Source organism: Microbacterium sp. ABR10 (assembly GCF_057812175.1).
In genome coordinates this window covers 2,351,273-2,368,264 of sequence record NZ_CM173821.1, presented here as the reverse complement: position 1 = coordinate 2,368,264, position 16,992 = coordinate 2,351,273, and the positions used below count along the sequence as shown (strand labels likewise).

Annotated in this window: 6 protein-coding genes; all 6 read left to right on the top strand. The window is 66.5% G+C overall.

What is annotated here, in order from left to right; genetic code table 11:
* Window positions 1–130: 130 nt before the first annotated feature.
* The 6 genes from ACXKZF_RS10935 (at window position 131) to ACXKZF_RS10910 (ending at window position 16,913) form a co-directional block, all read left to right on the top strand.
* Window positions 131–1,030: an ABC transporter permease gene (locus ACXKZF_RS10935; protein WP_488984210.1), complete on the top strand. Its 900-nt coding sequence runs from the start codon at window positions 131–133 to the stop codon at window positions 1,028–1,030.
* A gap of 141 nt (window positions 1,031–1,171) precedes the next feature.
* Window positions 1,172–2,158 carry an ABC transporter substrate-binding protein gene (locus ACXKZF_RS10930; RefSeq protein ID WP_055956810.1) on the top strand — a complete coding sequence of 329 codons (987 nt, stop codon included), beginning with the start codon at window positions 1,172–1,174 and terminating at the stop codon, window positions 2,156–2,158.
* 366 nt (window positions 2,159–2,524) lie between these two features.
* Window positions 2,525–6,796 carry a family 43 glycosylhydrolase gene (locus tag ACXKZF_RS10925; RefSeq protein ID WP_488984209.1) on the top strand — a complete coding sequence of 1,424 codons (4,272 nt, stop codon included), beginning with the start codon at window positions 2,525–2,527 and terminating at the stop codon, window positions 6,794–6,796.
* A 50-nt stretch (window positions 6,797–6,846) separates the two neighbouring features.
* The gene (locus ACXKZF_RS10920) at window positions 6,847–11,367 is read left to right on the top strand and encodes an NPCBM/NEW2 domain-containing protein (protein ID WP_488984208.1); all 4,521 of its coding nucleotides are present in this window, start codon (window positions 6,847–6,849) and stop codon (window positions 11,365–11,367) included.
* 36 nt (window positions 11,368–11,403) lie between these two features.
* On the top strand, window positions 11,404–12,726 hold the full coding sequence (locus ACXKZF_RS10915) for a leucine-rich repeat protein (protein WP_488984207.1): 1,323 nt from the start codon (window positions 11,404–11,406) through the stop codon (window positions 12,724–12,726).
* 50 nt (window positions 12,727–12,776) lie between these two features.
* Window positions 12,777–16,913: a glycosyl hydrolase family 95 catalytic domain-containing protein gene (locus ACXKZF_RS10910; RefSeq protein WP_488984206.1), complete on the top strand. Its 4,137-nt coding sequence runs from the start codon at window positions 12,777–12,779 to the stop codon at window positions 16,911–16,913.
* Window positions 16,914–16,992 lie beyond the last annotated feature (79 nt).

Genomic DNA, 16,992 nt, shown 5'->3' with positions numbered 1-16,992 from the left:
GACCGTGCCATCCTCGCCCCCCCGCGAAGAAGCGAGGTCCACGACCACGGTGCGGGCCGTACAGGCCCGTGGGCCGCGATTCGCTCGGATCCGCGGGTCGCTTCAGCAGCTCCTAGCGGCTGCGAGCCTCGTGGTGATCGTCATCTTCTTCTCGGTCGCCAGCCCGCACTTCTTCACGGCCAACAACCTGATCTCGATCTTCACCGCCGCCACGGTGACGGGCATTCTCGCGCTCGGAACGACGTTCGTCATCATCACCGGCGGCATCGATCTCTCCATCGGCACCGGAATGATCCTGTGCGGTGTCATGTGCGGTGTCTTTCTCACGTACTGGGGCTGGCCACTGTGGTTGGGCGTTGCAGCGACCATCGCCTTCGGTGGACTCATCGGCCTCATCAACGGCACCAACATCGCATTCCTCGGCATTCCCCCTTTCATCGCGACGCTGGGCATGATGCTGGTCGCCGCGGGACTGTCGCTCGTGATCTCGGGGACGAAGCCCATCTACTTCCCCAATCACCCCGACTTCCAGTCGATCATGAACCTGTCGATCATTCCGGGCGTGCGCTTCCCGCTCGGCGTGGTGATCTTCGTGGTCATGATTCTGATCGCCGCGTTCCTCCTCTCGAAGACGATCGTCGGTCGCTACACCTTCTCGATCGGCTCCAATGAGGCGGCCACCGCACTCTCCGGAGTGAATGTGCGGCGATGGAAGACTCTGATCTACACCATGGCCGGGCTCTTCGTCGGTCTCGCCGGAGTTCTTTCGGCGTCGCGACTGTCGTCAGCCCAACCGACCGGCGGCATGGGGCTGGAACTCGAGGCGATCGCCGCCGTCGTGATCGGCGGCACGTCGCTGCACGGCGGCAAGGGATCCATCGTCGGCACTGTCATCGGTGCGCTCATCATGGCCGTGCTGACCAACGGCCTACGGATCATCTCCGTGCCTCAGGAATGGCAGTCCGTTGCCGTCGGCATCGTCATTCTCGTGGCTGTCTATCTCGACATGCTTCGTCGTCGACGAGCCTGACCGTCGCGAAGGACCCGTTCTGACCACCCCGGCGTGAGTCAGGTCCGTTTCGTGTACCCAAAAACCCGCAATCCAGAGAAACGTCCTCGAACACGGTTTTCGTCTTCGAACGTGACACCAAGCACAAAGGAGTGACATCACATGTGGACCAAACGAACGATCGGCGCAGTAGCGGCACTGGCCGCTCTAGGAATCGCGCTGTCGGGCTGCGCCGGGTCCGGCGCACCCGGGGCATCGGGCGGTAGCGACGGGGATAAGCCCTACGTCGCCCTCGTCTCGAAGGGTTTCCAGCACCAGTTCTGGCAGGCCGTCAAGTCGGGCGCGGAGCAGGCGGCGGAGGAGTTCGACGTCGAGGTGACTTTCGAGGGGCCCGACACCGAAGCCGACGTGGACCAGCAGATTCAGCAGCTTCAGACGGCCTTGGACAAGAATCCCGCCGCGGTCGGAATCGCCGCTCTGGACAGCCAGGCCGTCGGGCCTCTGCTGACTCAGGCGCAGAACAGCGGCATCCCGGTGATCGCGTTCGACTCGGGTGTCGACAGTGACATCCCGCTGACGACGGCCGCGACGGACAACACGGCCGCCGCGGCCGAGGCCGCGAAGCACCTGGTCGAAGCCATCGGCGGGTCCGGAAAGGTCGCGGTCGTCGCTCACGACCAGACCTCTCTGACCGGCCAGCAGCGGCGCGACGGTTTCGTCGATTACATCGAAGAGAATGCACCCGGCGTGCAGATCGTCGACATCCAGTACGGCGGGGGCGACCAGGCCAAGTCCGCTGACCTTGCCAAGGCGATCATCGCCGCCAACCCCGACCTCAAGGGGATCTACGGCACCAACGAGGGCTCGGCGATCGGCGTCGTCCAGGCGGTCAAGGAACTCAGCCTCAGCCCGAGTGACCTCGCCGTCGTCGGCTTCGACTCGGGCGAGGCGCAGATGGATGCCATCACCGATGGGCTGATGCTCGGCGCGATCACGCAGAACCCCGTGGGTATCGGCTACGAGACCGTCAAGGCGGCCGTCGAGGCCATCCGCGGTGAGTCCCTCCCGAAGTCCATCGACACGGGCTTCTACTGGTACGACGCGACCAACATCGACGACCCGAAGATCCAGGCCGTTCTCTACAAGTAATGCGGTGAGGGGGAGGCGGCGGTCCTCCGCCGCCTCCCCCCATTGCTGCCGGCGGCTCACCGCGTGCGCGCAGGCGGCGCGGGAGCCCGATGCTGACGCCCGTCAGAGCCGGTCGTCTCCGTGCACGATCACGCGACCCCTCCGGGGCGACTCGTCGTTGAGCGAGTGAGCACGAGAACTGGCGTACGGGTGCAGCGGTGTTCACAGACATAGGACTGATCTTGTCGACGGTTTCGATGGGGCCGCATGAAGTTAAGGGTTTTCATGCAATGACGCTGTGAATCCCTCAATAAGGTAGGATGTATCTGCTAGCTTCTGATGACGCAAGCAGCATGCGGACGAACGGAATCAATGAAGATGCCCAGAATGTCGAGGCTCAACGCCCTGCGCGCCACAAGCGCAGTGGCCACCGCCACACTCGTTGCGGGGACCATTGTCGCCACCGCTCCCAGCGCTTTCGCCGTGACCCCGGATCGCACCATCACCCCGAACCCCGCCTACGCGGGCGCTCCGTTCAAGGGCTGGGGGACCAGCCTGGTGTGGATGGCGAACGCCACCGGCGGATATCCCACGGAGCTGCGCAACGAGCTCATCGACGCCGTGTTCGGCGACGACGGCCTGAACCTCAACATCGCCCGATATAACATCGGCGGCGGGAACGCATCCGACGTTCCGGGCTACCTCCGCCCCGGTGGAGCCGTGCCGGGGTGGTGGAACCCCTCGGCCCCCCTGAGCGACGCTCAGGGCCCGATCTCCTCGAACTTCGCGGACCGCGACCGGTTCCGAGCCGCGTGGACCGGCGAGAATGCCAGCGACTACGATTTCTCCGCCGATTCTGCGCAGCTGGCGTGGGTGGATGCGATCAAAGACGACGTCGACACCTGGGAAGCATTCAGCAACTCACCGCCCTACTTCATGACGAACAGTGGTTTCGTCAGCGGTGGCTTCGACGGTAACTCCGACCAGATCCGCACCGACTCGGTCGACGAGTTCGCCACCTACCTGCGAACGGTGACCGAGCACGTCGAGGACACCCATGGCATCCGGTTCGACAGCATCGATCCTCTGAACGAGCCCAACACCGACTACTGGAGCACCACACTCGGGAACAACGGGTGGCCCTACCGCGGCGGACAAGAGGGCGCCCACGCCGGTCCGGGTCTGCAGTCACAGGTTCTGAAGGCGATGTCCGCGGAGCTCGCCGAGCCCGGTGCGACGACCGCCGCCAAGCTCTCCGGTCCCGACGAGACGAACCCGAGCCGCTTCGTCCAGGACTGGTACGGCTGGGATCAGCAGACGAAGGACGCCGTCGACCAGCTGAACGTCCACACGTACTCCACGGGAGACCGCAACCGTGCCCGCGACATCTCCAAGGCCAGCGGCAAGCCGCTGTGGATGAGCGAGGTCGAAGGGAACTGGGGCGGCGACTCCTGGAACCCCGACTCCATCGAGAACGGTCTCGGTGTCGCGTCGCGGATCACCGGCGATCTTCGCGAGCTCGAGTCCGAGGCGTGGGTGCTGTGGCAGCCGGTCGAGGACCTCTACAACATGGAGAAGGTCGAAAAGAAGAACTGGGGATCCGTCTTCATCGACTTCGACTGCGACGCCAACGGAAACTCGACCCGTCGCATCGCCGACGGTGAGGCCGACCCCTCTTGCGGCATCGAGGTCAACTCGAAGTTCAACACGCTGCGCAACTTCACCCACTACATCGAGCCCGGAGACCAGCTCGTTGCCGTCGACGACGGCGACACCACGGCCGCAATCGACGGTGATGGGTCGGGAGCGACCCTCGTCTACACGAACAACGGCGACAGCGCCCGCACTGTGCGGGTCGACCTGTCGCGGTTCGGTCAGATCGGTGCGGGAGCGACGGTGACGCCGATCGTGACCACGCAGTCGCCGTCCGATGACCGCACCGCGAACGCACTGGTGGCCGGAGCCGCCGTGCCCGTCGACGCCGCCTCACGGACGGCCGTCGTCACCGTGCCGGCCAAGTCCGTCTCGACGCTCGTCGTCTCCGGCGTCTCGGGTGTCTCAGACTCCGCATCCGGGATGCGCGATGGCGGTACGTACACCATCACGGGCGTTCAGAGCGCCAAGCCGCTCGCCGCTTCCTCGTCGGGCGCCGTCCTGGGCACCCCCGGAAGCGAAGCGGCTGCTACCCAGAGCTGGACCGCGACGCGGGTGGTCGACGCCCCCGGCACCTCACGTGACCGTTTCGCCCTTCGCCTGGCCGACGGCCGGGCCTTGAAGTCGAACGGCGGGAGTACGGCGTTCGGAACGGTCAGCGATGAGCAAGCCGCCGCAGATGCGACCTTCCAGTGGCTGTTGAGCACGACGGACGGTACGACCTTCACCCTTCTCAACGCCGGCCGCGAAGACGTGCTCGACGTCGCGGACGCCAAGACCGCGACGGGGTCGTCGGTCGGCCTGTGGGGATCGAACGGGGGCGCGAACCAGTCGTGGACCCTCGCCTCGGCAGACACCACCCCCGTGTACGACTCGTTCCGCCCGGGTCAGGAGTGGCTCGACACCGAGGGCAAGGTCATTCAGGCGCACGGCGGCCAGGTGGTCCCCTCCACGGACGAGCAGGGGCGGACGGTTTACTACCTGTACGGCGAGGACCGCGCGAACGGCACGTTCTCATCTCCCGGTGTCCACGTCTACCGCTCTACCGATCTCTACAACTGGGAGGACCGCGGGGTCGCGCTGCGCTCGTTGAGCTCGACCGCTGATTTCCAGAAGCCCTACTTCTCGGCGCTCTACGGCACCTACACCCCGGCGCAGCGCGACGCGGTGTACCGGGATCTCGGAACCGTCCCGGTTGCGGGCACGACTCCTCCGATCATCGAACGTCCCAAGGTGATCTACAACGCGGCAACGGGCAAATGGGTCATGTGGGCCCACATGGACGGCCCGTCCGCCACGTCGACCGCCCAGTACGCCAAGGCGAACGCCGGCGTCGCGATCGCGGATTCCCCTGAGGGTCCGTTCCGCTACATCGACAGCTACCGGCTGAACTACGCGCCGGCAGACGCGGTGCCGCCGAACCGTGCGCCCGACAACAAGGGCATGGCGCGCGACATGAACCTCTTCGTCGATGACGACGGAACCGGCTACATCATTTACTCGAGCGAAGAGAACGCCACCATGTTCATCTCCAAGCTCAACGCCGACTACACCGACCTGGCGACACCGGCAGACCGCGCCGTCCAGGGCGTCGACTACAACCGCATCTTCGTCAACGAATCGCGGGAGTCTCCGGCGATCTTCCGGCACGACGATCGGTACTTCCTCATCACCTCGGGAACGACCGGGTGGAACCCCAACCCGTCGCGGTGGGGAACGGCCACGAACATCATGGGCGAGTGGGCCACGATGGGCGATCCGTTCCCGGCCTCGGCCCAGAGCAACTCGTGGAACTCCCAGCCGTCGTCCGTCATCCCCGTCGATCGCGAGAACGGCAAGTACATCTACATGGGCGACCGCTGGAACGGCGGCACGGACCTTCGGAACGCGCAGATGGTCTGGTTGCCCATCGCGATGGGCGAAGGGGGGGACAGTCTTTCCGTGGATGTGAGACAGGAATGGACCCGGTCGGACCTCGACCCGCTGGCGGTCTGGACGGTGTCTGGAGTTCCCGCCACGCTCAAACTCGGACAGCGGTTCGACGTCTCCACCGTCACGGTGACGCAGAACGGCTCCACCCGCACGGAGGCGGTGCAGTGGGCGACGTCGGGCTCGTTCGACGTTCCGGGCGTCGTCACCCTGACCGGGACACTGCCCGGTTTCGGCGGGAGGACCTTCACGCGCACGGTCGCCGTGGTTCCCGACGGGGTGCGTTACGCGGTGAACGCCGGCGGTCAGACCACGTCTGACTGGACCGCTCTCACGTCGGCTGCCGCGCAGCAGGCACCCCTCCTGAACAGCCGCCCCGAGCAGCCGTACGGAGTCGACGCGGCATCCGGAGCGTCGTGGGGATACGAGAGCGCAGGGAGCCAGCCCTACGGCTCCGCCGACGGAACGATGTTCTCGACACTGCGCTACGCGGTGAGCGGCCGTGACCTCACGTACCGCTTCGGTGATCTGGCTCCCGGCACGTACAGCGTCTATGCGGGTTACTCCGACCCGTGGGATCAGTGGGCGGATCGGGCAGCCCGGGCGACAGTCAACGGTGCTGTCGTCGAGGCCGAGCATGTCTATGGCGCGGCGGATGCCACGGGGAGCTACCGCGACATCACGGTGGGTGCCGATCGGCAGGTGACGTTCACCCTCAGCAAGACCCGCGCACCCGACGTCCAGCTGAGCTGGCTCATGGTGGTCTTGGATCAGCCTGCCGCCCCCTCGCTCGCCGTCACCGCCGTCGCCACCACGAAGTGTGTGGCGAAGAAGGTGGTGGTGACCGTGCAGACGACCAACACCGACGCGGTTCCGATGTCTATCACCATGGATTCTCCTTTCGGGAAGAAGTCCTTCGCCTCCGTCGCACCCGGAAAGTCCGTCGCTCAAGCGTTCACGACCCGCTCCGCGAACGTCGCGGCGGGAGTGGTGAGCGTCCGTGCCGACGCCTCCGTCGCGGGGTCTCCCGTGACTCGCACCATCGCTGCGGCGTATCCCGCAACCACCTGTCAATGAGCCTCACCCGCTCGTCCCGTCGCCGTTCGACCAATCCAGGAGTTACCCCGATGAAGAGGCTCAGCATCGTTGCTGTCGCCGTGAGCAGCGCACTGCTGCTCTCCGGACTCAGTGCCACGTCGGCGACCGCCGCGACCCCGCCGGCGGCTCCCGTCGTCGCGGCCGCCGCGGGCGCGGATTCCCCTCGCGACGAGGTGAACTTCAACCGTGAGTGGAAGTTCATCCGCCAGGACGTCCCCGACGCGAAGAACGTCGACTACGACGATTCCGCGTGGGTCGATGTCGCACTGCCCCACAGTTTCGACGCTCCCTACAACGTGGGCGGTGACAACGGTGGGGAGAAGTTCTTCATCGGCGTCGGCTGGTACCGCAAGACCTTCCAGGTCGGCGAGGAGTGGGCGGGCAAGGTCCTGAAGCTCGACTTCGAGGGTTCGTTCCAGGTCACCGACATCTGGGTGAACGGACGCAACGTCACCACCCACGAAGGCGGCTTCTCGGGCTTCGAAGTCGACATCTCCGACTACGTCGTGTCCGGTGCCAACGAGATCGCCATCAGTGTCGACAACCGGTGGCGCCACGATCTGGCTCCGCGCGCAGGCGACCACCAGTTCACCGGCGGCATCTACCGCGACGTCACGCTGAACGTCACCGACCCGGTGCACGTCGACTGGTACGGCACCGCGGTGACGACCCCCGCGCTGACCAACCCGGATTGGAACACCAGCGACCCCGCGTACTACCGCAACATCGATCTGAGCCAGTACCCGTCGCAGACCGACCTGCAGGCGAACATCGACGCCCGTCGTTCGAACGTGCGCGTGCAGACCGAGGTGACGAACGAGGGCTCGACCCCGGCCGACGTCGCGGTCGTCCACGAGGTCACGGATGAGGACGGCACGGTGCTCGCCACCTTCGAGTCCGAGCGCGTCACGGTGGCCGCCGACGCCACCGCGAGCATCGACGCCTCGAGCGGTTCACTCGCCGACACGGGCGCCATGCTCGACGACCTTCGCCTGTGGTCGCCCACCGACCCGGCGCTCTACGGCGTGACCACCTCGGTGGTCGTCGGCGACCGCGTGGTCGACACCTTCGACAGCTCCTTCGGCTTCCGCAGCGCGCAGTTCCGTACCGACGGCTTCTACCTGAACGGGTCGAAGACCCTGCTGTTCGGCGCGAACGCCCACCAGGATCAAGCCGGGTGGGGGAACGCCGTTCCGAACAGCGCTTTCCATCGCGACGTGGAGATGATCCGCGAGGCCGGCATGAACCTCATCCGAGGATCCCACTATCCTCACGACCCTGACTACGTGCAGGCGACCGACGAACTCGGCGTCATGTACTGGTCGGAAGGCGTGTTCTGGGGCATGGGCGGACAAGCCGGCAAGGATGCCGACCCGATCGATCGTCCCAGCGACTGGCTGCGCGACGCCTACCCGCAGAACCCCGCCGATGAGGCCGCGTTCGAGAAGAGCGTCGAAGACGCCCTCGTGGCCATGATCCGGGTGAACCGCAACCACCCCTCCATCATCAACTGGTCGATGGGCAACGAGGTCTTCTTCACCTCCGATTCCACCCAGGCCAAGGCGAAGGCCCTCGTCAGCCGACTCCGCGACCTCTCGCACAAGCTGGATCCCACGCGGAAGGCCGGCATGGGTGGTGTGCAGCGAAGCGGGTACGACGAACTGAGCGTCAGCGACATCGCCGGATACAACGGCGACGGCGGCGACATCGAGAACACGCGGATGCCGAACCTCGTGGCCGAGTACGGTTCGTACACCTCGGATCGTCCGGGCTCGTACGACCCGCACTACGACTACGTGGCCAGTTCCGGTGATCGGCAGGAGTTCGACCTCACCACCGGCAGCGCCGGACTCACCATCTGGGCCGGTTTCGATCACGGCACCATCGGCGGTGCGGGTCTCGCCCGTATGGGCATGATCGATTTCAGCAGGCTTCCGAAGGACCAGTGGTACTGGTTCCGTGCCAACAAGCAGCGGTGGACCGACGAGGCGATCGTCGCCGACCCCGTTTCCGTGGCCCGCGAGTCGTCCGTCCAGGGCGCGGCAACCGCGATGACGCTCGCTCCGTCGAAGTACTCCAGCGACACCATCACGGATGACGGACGCTCCGACACGCAACTGGTCGTGACCCTGCGTAACAGCGCGGGAGCCTGGGTGAACGACGCGCGTCCCGTCACCTTGACGGTGACCGATGGTCCGGGCATCCTGCCCGGGGGCAAGAGCTACTCCTTCACCCCCGGACTGAACCTGTTCGACGGGAAGGGCGCCGTGGCGTTCCGCTCAGCCTTCGCGGGGACGTCGACCATCACAGCGTCATCCGAGGGACTGGCGGACGCCACGTTCCAGGTGACCACCGAAGCGGTCGCCGGATCGGCGGATGACACGGAGCCGGAGAACTTCGGGAACGCCAGCCTCTGGGGCGGCCAGCAGACCTCTATCGCTGCGCCGACGCAGTACGGCGACGTGAACAAGGCCCTCTCGCGTCCGCTCACCGCGACCTCGGAGCAGTCCGGAAACGGACGAGCGCTCGCCGCCGACGGCAACCCTGCTACGAGCTGGTTGGCAGCGTCGACCGGATCGGGGCAGAGCATCGCCTCGTTCTTGGAGGTCGCCCAGTACGTCTACAAGGTGCGACTGGACTTCCAGGGAGCGGCTCTGCCTTACACCCTCGAGGTGCAGGGGGCGGACGATGCCTGGACCACGGTCGCAACGTACACGGCGAGCACCGTCGGAAGCCGCCCCCGCGAAGAGTCGCTCGACGGGCTCTACGCGAAGTCGATCCGGGTCTCGTTCCCCGCGCTCACCTCGACCCAGCGCGCGGGTCTCGCCGAGCTTCAGGTCTTCGGTAACGACGCCGCTCAGAGCCCGCAGTACTCCGCCGACGGCGTGTACGTTTCGGACATCCTCGACTACGCCAACGACGTGACCACCGGTTACGGGTCGAAGCAGAAGGACCGCTCCGCCGATGGGAACCCCATCCGGGTGGGCGGGACGACGTACGCGAAGGGCGTCGGCCTGCACGCCGAGAGTGTGGCGGTCGTCGACCTCGACGCGAAGTACTCGCGTCTCGTGGGCATCGCCGGCATCGACGACGAAGCAGACCAGGGCGACGCGCTGTTCGAGATCTACGCCGACGGCCAGCTGATCTTCTCGCGCGAGTTGTCGGGGACCGCGACCGAGCGATTCGACCTCTCCGTCAGCGACGTCACGCAGCTGCGGTTGGTGACCGAGACCAACGGATCCGACCGCATGGATCACACCGACTGGGCCGATCTGCGTCTGCTCGGAGCGATCCGTGACATCACCGCGCCGCAGAGCGGACTGCGCAGCTCTTTCGTGGGGATGACCGACCAGCTCCAGGCCGGCGTGGATTACCGCGCCGCCGTCAGCGTGGCCAACACGGGCGACACCGCCCGCGGCGTCACCGCGGGCATCGAGGTCTATGACGGCTCCGGGCGACTGCGGGAGATCCGCACGCAGAAGCTCACGATCGACCCGGGTAAGTCGGCGGATGCCGATCTGGTCATCCCCGTGGATGCCGCCATCGCGGGGCACTACGCCACGGTCGGAGTCTGGGACTCCGAGAACCTTCAGCCCCTGTCGTCGTTCGTGCGCGTGAGTGCGGATCCGGACCGGCTCATCGCCACTCCGGCGAGTTCGATCACGTGGGGACAGAAGGTCGACGGCGAGAGCGGGTCGCTGCGCAAGACCGGCAGCTGGGCGAACTATCCCACCAGCTCCGCCTTCGCGGGTACCGAGACGTTCACCGAAGCAAGCGGATCGACGATGGCGCTGCAGTTCACGGGCGAGTTCGTCCGCATCGGCGCCAAGTTCGACGGCAGCCAGACCGGCTTCGGCGTCAAGATCGACGGAGTCGATGTGGGCTCGGTGTCCACCCGCGTCACGGACGGCAGCAACTCCTACCGCGTGGCGTGGACCTCGGAACGGCTTTCGTCGGGCTCGCACACGGTGGAGCTGACTTCTGCCGGGAAGATCGGGATCGACTACATCGAGACGGGCACCGCGCCCGTGCCGACGGCTCCGGCCCGCGCTTACGGTGACCTGCTCCAGGTCGTCGCCGACGTGGTCGAGGTCATCGAAACCGGGGAGATCAACGACGCGGAACCGCAGCCGCGAGCCACTCTGGCGGATGAGCTCGATGCCTCCTACGCGGTCTACCGCGACAACGCGGCGACGACCGCCGCGTACTCCACCCGTGCAACGGCACTTCGGGCAGCGCTCGACGGCCTCGACCCGACGCCGCCGACGGTGAACATCCAGACCACCGTCACCCCGCGCTGTGTCGCCGGGAAGGTCACGCTCTACGTGGTGGCGAAGAACGTCGACTCTGCGGCGGCGACCGTCGGGTTGAGCTCCGTCTACGGCTCGAAGAGCGGGATGAACATCCAGCCCACGAAATCGACTTCCACGTCGTTCAGCACCCGAAAGGGCTCCGTCCCCGCGGGCACCGTAAGGGTCACTGCCACCGCCGAGGGGCGTACCCCCCTCGACGCGCCGGTCTCCTTCCCCGCCACCACCTGCGCTAACTGATCCAACGAAGACGTGAGAACGAGGCGAAGCGAAACAATGGCTCTTTATCCGCCGGCAACGGCTCCTTCCCTGCTCGCGGCGCGCAGCCGGTGGGCGATCCTGGCATCCGTTGCCCTGGTCGCCGCACTGGTGCCCGCGCTCGTGGGTCAGACCGCGGTCTCGGCCGCCGAGAAGGGCGACACTTTCTCGGCCCCGGGCATCACCGTGGGCGGTTCCACCCTGCCGACGACCTTCTCGATCACCCGGGCGCCGGATTCGGCGCCCGGGGAGGTGAGCGTCGGAGATGGCTCTTCCCCCGCGATCCGGACCTCCGCCGCGGGGGATGTGGGCATCCCGACCGTCATCCAGCACGACGGCGCGCAGTACCGCATCACGGGGATCGCCCGTAACGCCTTCCGCGGGGCGTCGGCGATCACCTCGACCGGGCTTGCTCAGAACCGATCGGTGACGTCGATCGGCGACTTCGCCTTCGCCAGCGCGACCGCCTTGACCTCTACCGGTCTCGAGGCCAACGACGCCGTCTCCGCAATCGGCACGGGTGCGTTCGCCAGCACGCGATCACTGCTGGACGGGGCCCTGCCGGTCAGCCTCTCGAAGGCCCCCTCGATTCCCTTCACCTCGGCGGCGAATCTTCGAAGCGTCTACGTCGCCGCCCCGCTCGCACAGGCCCAGCGGCTCGGGCTCACCCGTGGCATGCCCGTGTACTTCCGCTCCGGCTCCGCGGGGTGGGACACCACGGCACGCACATTCACCGGCCTCGCCGTTTACGGTGCGCGGCCCGAGCAACTCGTTCCGCTGTCGTCCGTTCGTGTCGTGGGGGGCACCGCGGCGCCGAGCGCGGGCGCAGCGCAGAACCCCTTCCGCGGCGGGACCGGACTCTTCGCCGGGCCGGGCGTGAAAGCCGACGGCTCGACCGGATCCGCCCCGGACATGGTGACGATCACCGCCAGCAATCCTGCGTCTTTCCGCGGGTGGCGGGTGACAGGCGCCCAGCTGACCCCGGAGCAGCTCGCCTCGCCGACGGTGACCATTCCCATGGGGAAGAACGACATGACGGTGGAGGCCACTTCGGCGACCGGCGTCGAAGCCGTCGCCACCTCCAAGTGCGTGGCAGGCAAGGCCTACGTCTACGTCACGGTCAAGAACACCGGGACGGCGTCGGTTTCGCTGCAACTGACTTCGGGCTATGGCTCGAAATCCGTGGCGGCCCTCGCGCCGTCGAAGTCCACCTCGGTCTCGTGGACCTCGCGTCTGACGAACATGCCCGCCGGTGCTGTCACGGTCGCTGCTCGGACCACGGACGGTCAGAGCTCCACGATGAGCGCGCCCTATCCCGCTCTCTCCTGCGGAGCGGTCTGATGCGCGCCCCCCTCTCACGTCGTATCCCGAGTACTTCCAGGAACGGAACCATGACGAATTCCACTGAAGCCCGCTCTCGTCGGCGCCTCTTGCTCACCGCCGCCGTAGCGGCCGCGCTCGTGGCACCGCTCGGGTTCGTCAGCGCGGGCGACCAGGCGCACGCCGAGACGGTGCCGGCCGCCGAGTACGGTCCCCGTCTCTGGTACGACGAGCCCGCCTCGGCCGGCGCGCGGGAGAACTTCCCCGGGGAGTCCTTCCCCAGCACGACGGAGAACCAGATCTGGCAGCAGCGCACGCTGCCGATCGGAAACGGCAACATCGGTGCCACCGTCTACGGAGAGATCGGCAAGGAGCACCTCGTCTTCAACGAGAAGACGTTGTGGACCGGAGGCCCGAGCAGCTCGCGCCCCGACTACGTGGGCGGGAACCTCGAAGACAAGGGCCGCAATGGCGAGGCTCTGCGCGAGGTCCAGCGACTGTTCGCCAATGGACAGACGGCTGAGGCCCAGAACCTGGCGCAGAGCGCACTGGTCGGTGGCGAGAACGGGTACGGCGCGTACGAGTCGTACGGCGATCTCTGGCTCGATTACGGATTCGACGGATCCGGGGTCTCGAACTACCAGCGCTCTCTCGACCTCGAGACGGCGACCGCCTCCGTGGCGTTCGACCGCGGCGGGGTGCGGTACACGCGCGATTTCTTCACGAGCTACCCCGACAACGTGATGGTGGTGCGTCTGACGGCCTCTCAGGCGGGCGCTCTCGACATCGACGTGGCCTTCGACTTCGCACTCGGAGGAGCGTCCACGGTCGTCAGCGGCGACACCCTGACGGTTTCGGGTGCGCTGGCCGACAACCAGCTCAAGCACAATGCGATCGTGAAGGCGGTCCCCTCGGGGGGAACCGTCAGCGCGAACGGCACGCAGATGCGTATCCGCGATGCTGACGAGGTGCTGCTCTACGTCACGGCGTCGACCGACTACGAAGACGTCTACCCGAACTATCGCACCGGGCAGAGTGACGCCGATGTCGCATCGGAGGTGCGCACCCGCGTCGACCTGGCTGCCGCCGACGGTTACTCGACGGTGCGCGATCGGCATCTGGCCGACTACCGCGAGCTGTACTCGCGCGTAGATCTGACCCTGGGTGGACAGCTGTCGACGGATGCCACCGACGACCTGCTCGCGAAGTACCGCAACTCCACCGCCACCGACGTCGAGAAGCGCACCCTCGAGGTGGTGCTGTACCAGTACGGGCGCTACCTCGGCATCGAGTCCTCGCGTGAGGGCACTCTTCCCTCCAACCTGCAGGGCATCTGGGCCGACCGCAACACGGGGAACTCGGGCAGTCCCGTTCCCTGGGGGTCGGACTACCACATGAACGTCAACCTCCAGATGAATTACTGGCCGGCCTACTCGGGCAACCTCGCCGAGACCGCCACGCCTCTCGTCGATTACGTGGAGGGCCTGCGTGAGCCCGGTCGAGTGACCGCGGAGATCTACGGCGGCGTGGCGAGCACGCCGGACAACCCGGAGAACGGCTTCACCGCCCACACCCAGAACACGCCCTTCGGATGGACGACCCCGGGGTGGCAGTTCACCTGGGGCTGGTCACCAGCGGCCGTGCCGTGGATCCTGCAGAACGTGTACGAGTACTACGAGTACACCGGTGACGAGACCTACCTCCGCGACGTCATTTACCCGATGATGAAAGAAGCGACCCGGTACTACGACCAGACCCTGGTGGAAGATGCCGCGACCGGCATGCTCGTGTCGTCGCCGACGTACTCACCGGAGCACGGTCCCATCACGAACGGCAACTTCTACGAAGAGCAGCTCATCTGGCAGCTCTATTCCGACGTCATCACCGCGGCCGAGAAGCTCGGCCTCGACGCGGACCTCGTCCAGACCTGGGAGGCGACCAAGGCGCGTCTCGTGCCCGTGGAGGTCGGCGCCAGCGGTCAGATCAAGGAGTGGTACGAGGAGACAACTCTCGGCAGCGTGTCCGGGGCACAGTCCAATCACCGCCACATCTCGCAGTTGCTCGGGTTGTACCCTGGCGACTTGATCTCGGTCGAAACCCCCGAGTACCTGCAGGCGGCCGAGGTCTCCCTGAACGATCGCGGCGATGCCGCGACCGGCTGGGGAATCGCGCAGCGCTTGAACGCCTGGGCTCGAATCGGTGACGGTGACCGCTCGCTGAAGATCATCGAGCAGCTCCTGCGCACGGGTATCTACGCCAACCTCTTCGACACGCACCCGCCCTTCCAGATCGACGGCAACTTCGGCTACACCGCCGGAGTGAACGAGATGCTCATGCAGAGCAACATGGGGTACGTCTCTCTCCTCCCCGCGTTGCCGACTGACTGGGATTCCGGATCGGTCGACGGGATCGTGGCTCGGGGCGACTTCGAGCTGGGCATCGACTGGGCGCAGGGTCGTGCCACAACGGTGAGCGTGACGTCGCGGTCCGGAGGCGACTTCGTCGGCGACTACCCGGGCATCTCTCTCGGCACGGTGACCGACGGGTCAGGAAAGCGGATCGCTCCGACGGTCATCTCCCAGGACCGCATCTCCTTCCCGACCGTGGCAGGCCAGAGCTACACCGTCACCTCCCTGCCGGCGGTCGGCACCTTCGCCTCGACGCCGACCGACGTGGCTGCGCTGCGCACCTCGGACACCGCTGTCGACGTCCGTTGGGCGGCCGGGGCTCCCGGATCGGCGAGCTTCGTGGTCGAGCGCAAGGTCGGCGACGGCGACTTCCAGGTGATCACGGATGCGGCATCCGGAACGTCCTTCGTCGACGAGTCCGCCGCGTCAGGCGCGGGGGAGTACCGCTACCGGGTCTCCACCCGAGTCGGATCCGGTACGTCGCGGCCGTCCCTGCCGGTACAGGTCGTGGACATCCGGGCGATCGGCGTCATCGATGATCGGAGTTCGCGGCTGACCTACACCGGCGCGTGGGGGAACTGGAACGAGTCCAAGCATCTGAACGGAACGATCAAGTTCATCGAGCAGACGACCGGGGGAGAATCCATCTCGCTCGACTTCGTCGGCACGGGTGTCTCGTTCATCTCGCCCATGAACACGTCGTTCACGTCGGTCGATTTCTACGTCGACGGAGAGAAGGTCGGGGCGCAGCCGTACAGCCTGTACTCCGCCACCTCGAAGGTTCAGCAGGAGCATCTGATCATCGACAACCTCCCGAAGGGAGTCCACCGGCTGAAGGTCGTCGCCACCGGGGCGTCCAGCCCGGCGGGCGGAAGCAAGATCGAGTTCGACGCGTTCCGCGTGCGGGATGACAGCGCTGTTCCGGTGCAGTCCATCCGGATCGACTCTCTCTCCGGCTCCCGCAGCATCGGCGCCGCGGGGGGAACGCTGCGGCTGGTCGCCGAGGCCTCGCCGTCGAACGCGAGCAACCGCGGGGTCGTGTGGAGCGTGAACGACTCGTCGCTCGCCACCGTGAACGCCGCAGGAACCGTGACCGCCGGGAGCAAGAACGGAACGGTCACGGTGACGGCCACCGCCACGGACGGAAGCGGGATCAGCGCGACTACGCAGATCAGGGTCTACGGTGACTCCACGACGAGAACCGTCGTCGACGACGCGGATCCCGGGATCACGTACTCCTCCGGGTGGGGCGTCTGGAACCAGGACAGCCGCAACCGCAACGGAACACTGCACTACGTCGAGAGTGGGCCGGGTGCTACGGCGACCTACACCTTCACGGGCACCGGGGTCGACGTCTACGGAACCAAGAACGACGCGAACAGCCGTCGAACCTGGGGCACGGTCATCGTGTCGGTCGACGGGGTCGAGAAGGCGGCCGTTCCCACGAACGACGCCTCGGACGCCCATCAGGTGCTGCTCGCCTCGGTCACCGGCCTGAGCAACGGCTCCCACACGGTGCAGATCCGCAACGCGGCAACTGCCCAAGGGGGGTCGAAGATCGAGCTGGACTACCTGTCCGTCAGCGCTCCTCTCGCCGCGTCCGCCGAGCGGGCCGGTCTGCAAGCACAGCTGCAGCGTGCCGACGCTCTCGACAAGCAGGCATACTCGGCCGCGGCCTGGGAGGCGTTCACCGTCGACCTCCGGGCCGCTGCGTCGGTGATGAACGATCCCTCCGCGACGGCGACGCAACTGAGCACCGCCACCGCCGACCTGTCTTCCGCGATCGACGATCTCGGTTGACCCCCCACAACCTGCGATCGGACCCGCCGATCGCGCACCAGGACCGACCGACGTCTCGCCGGTCGAGAGATGGAGAACA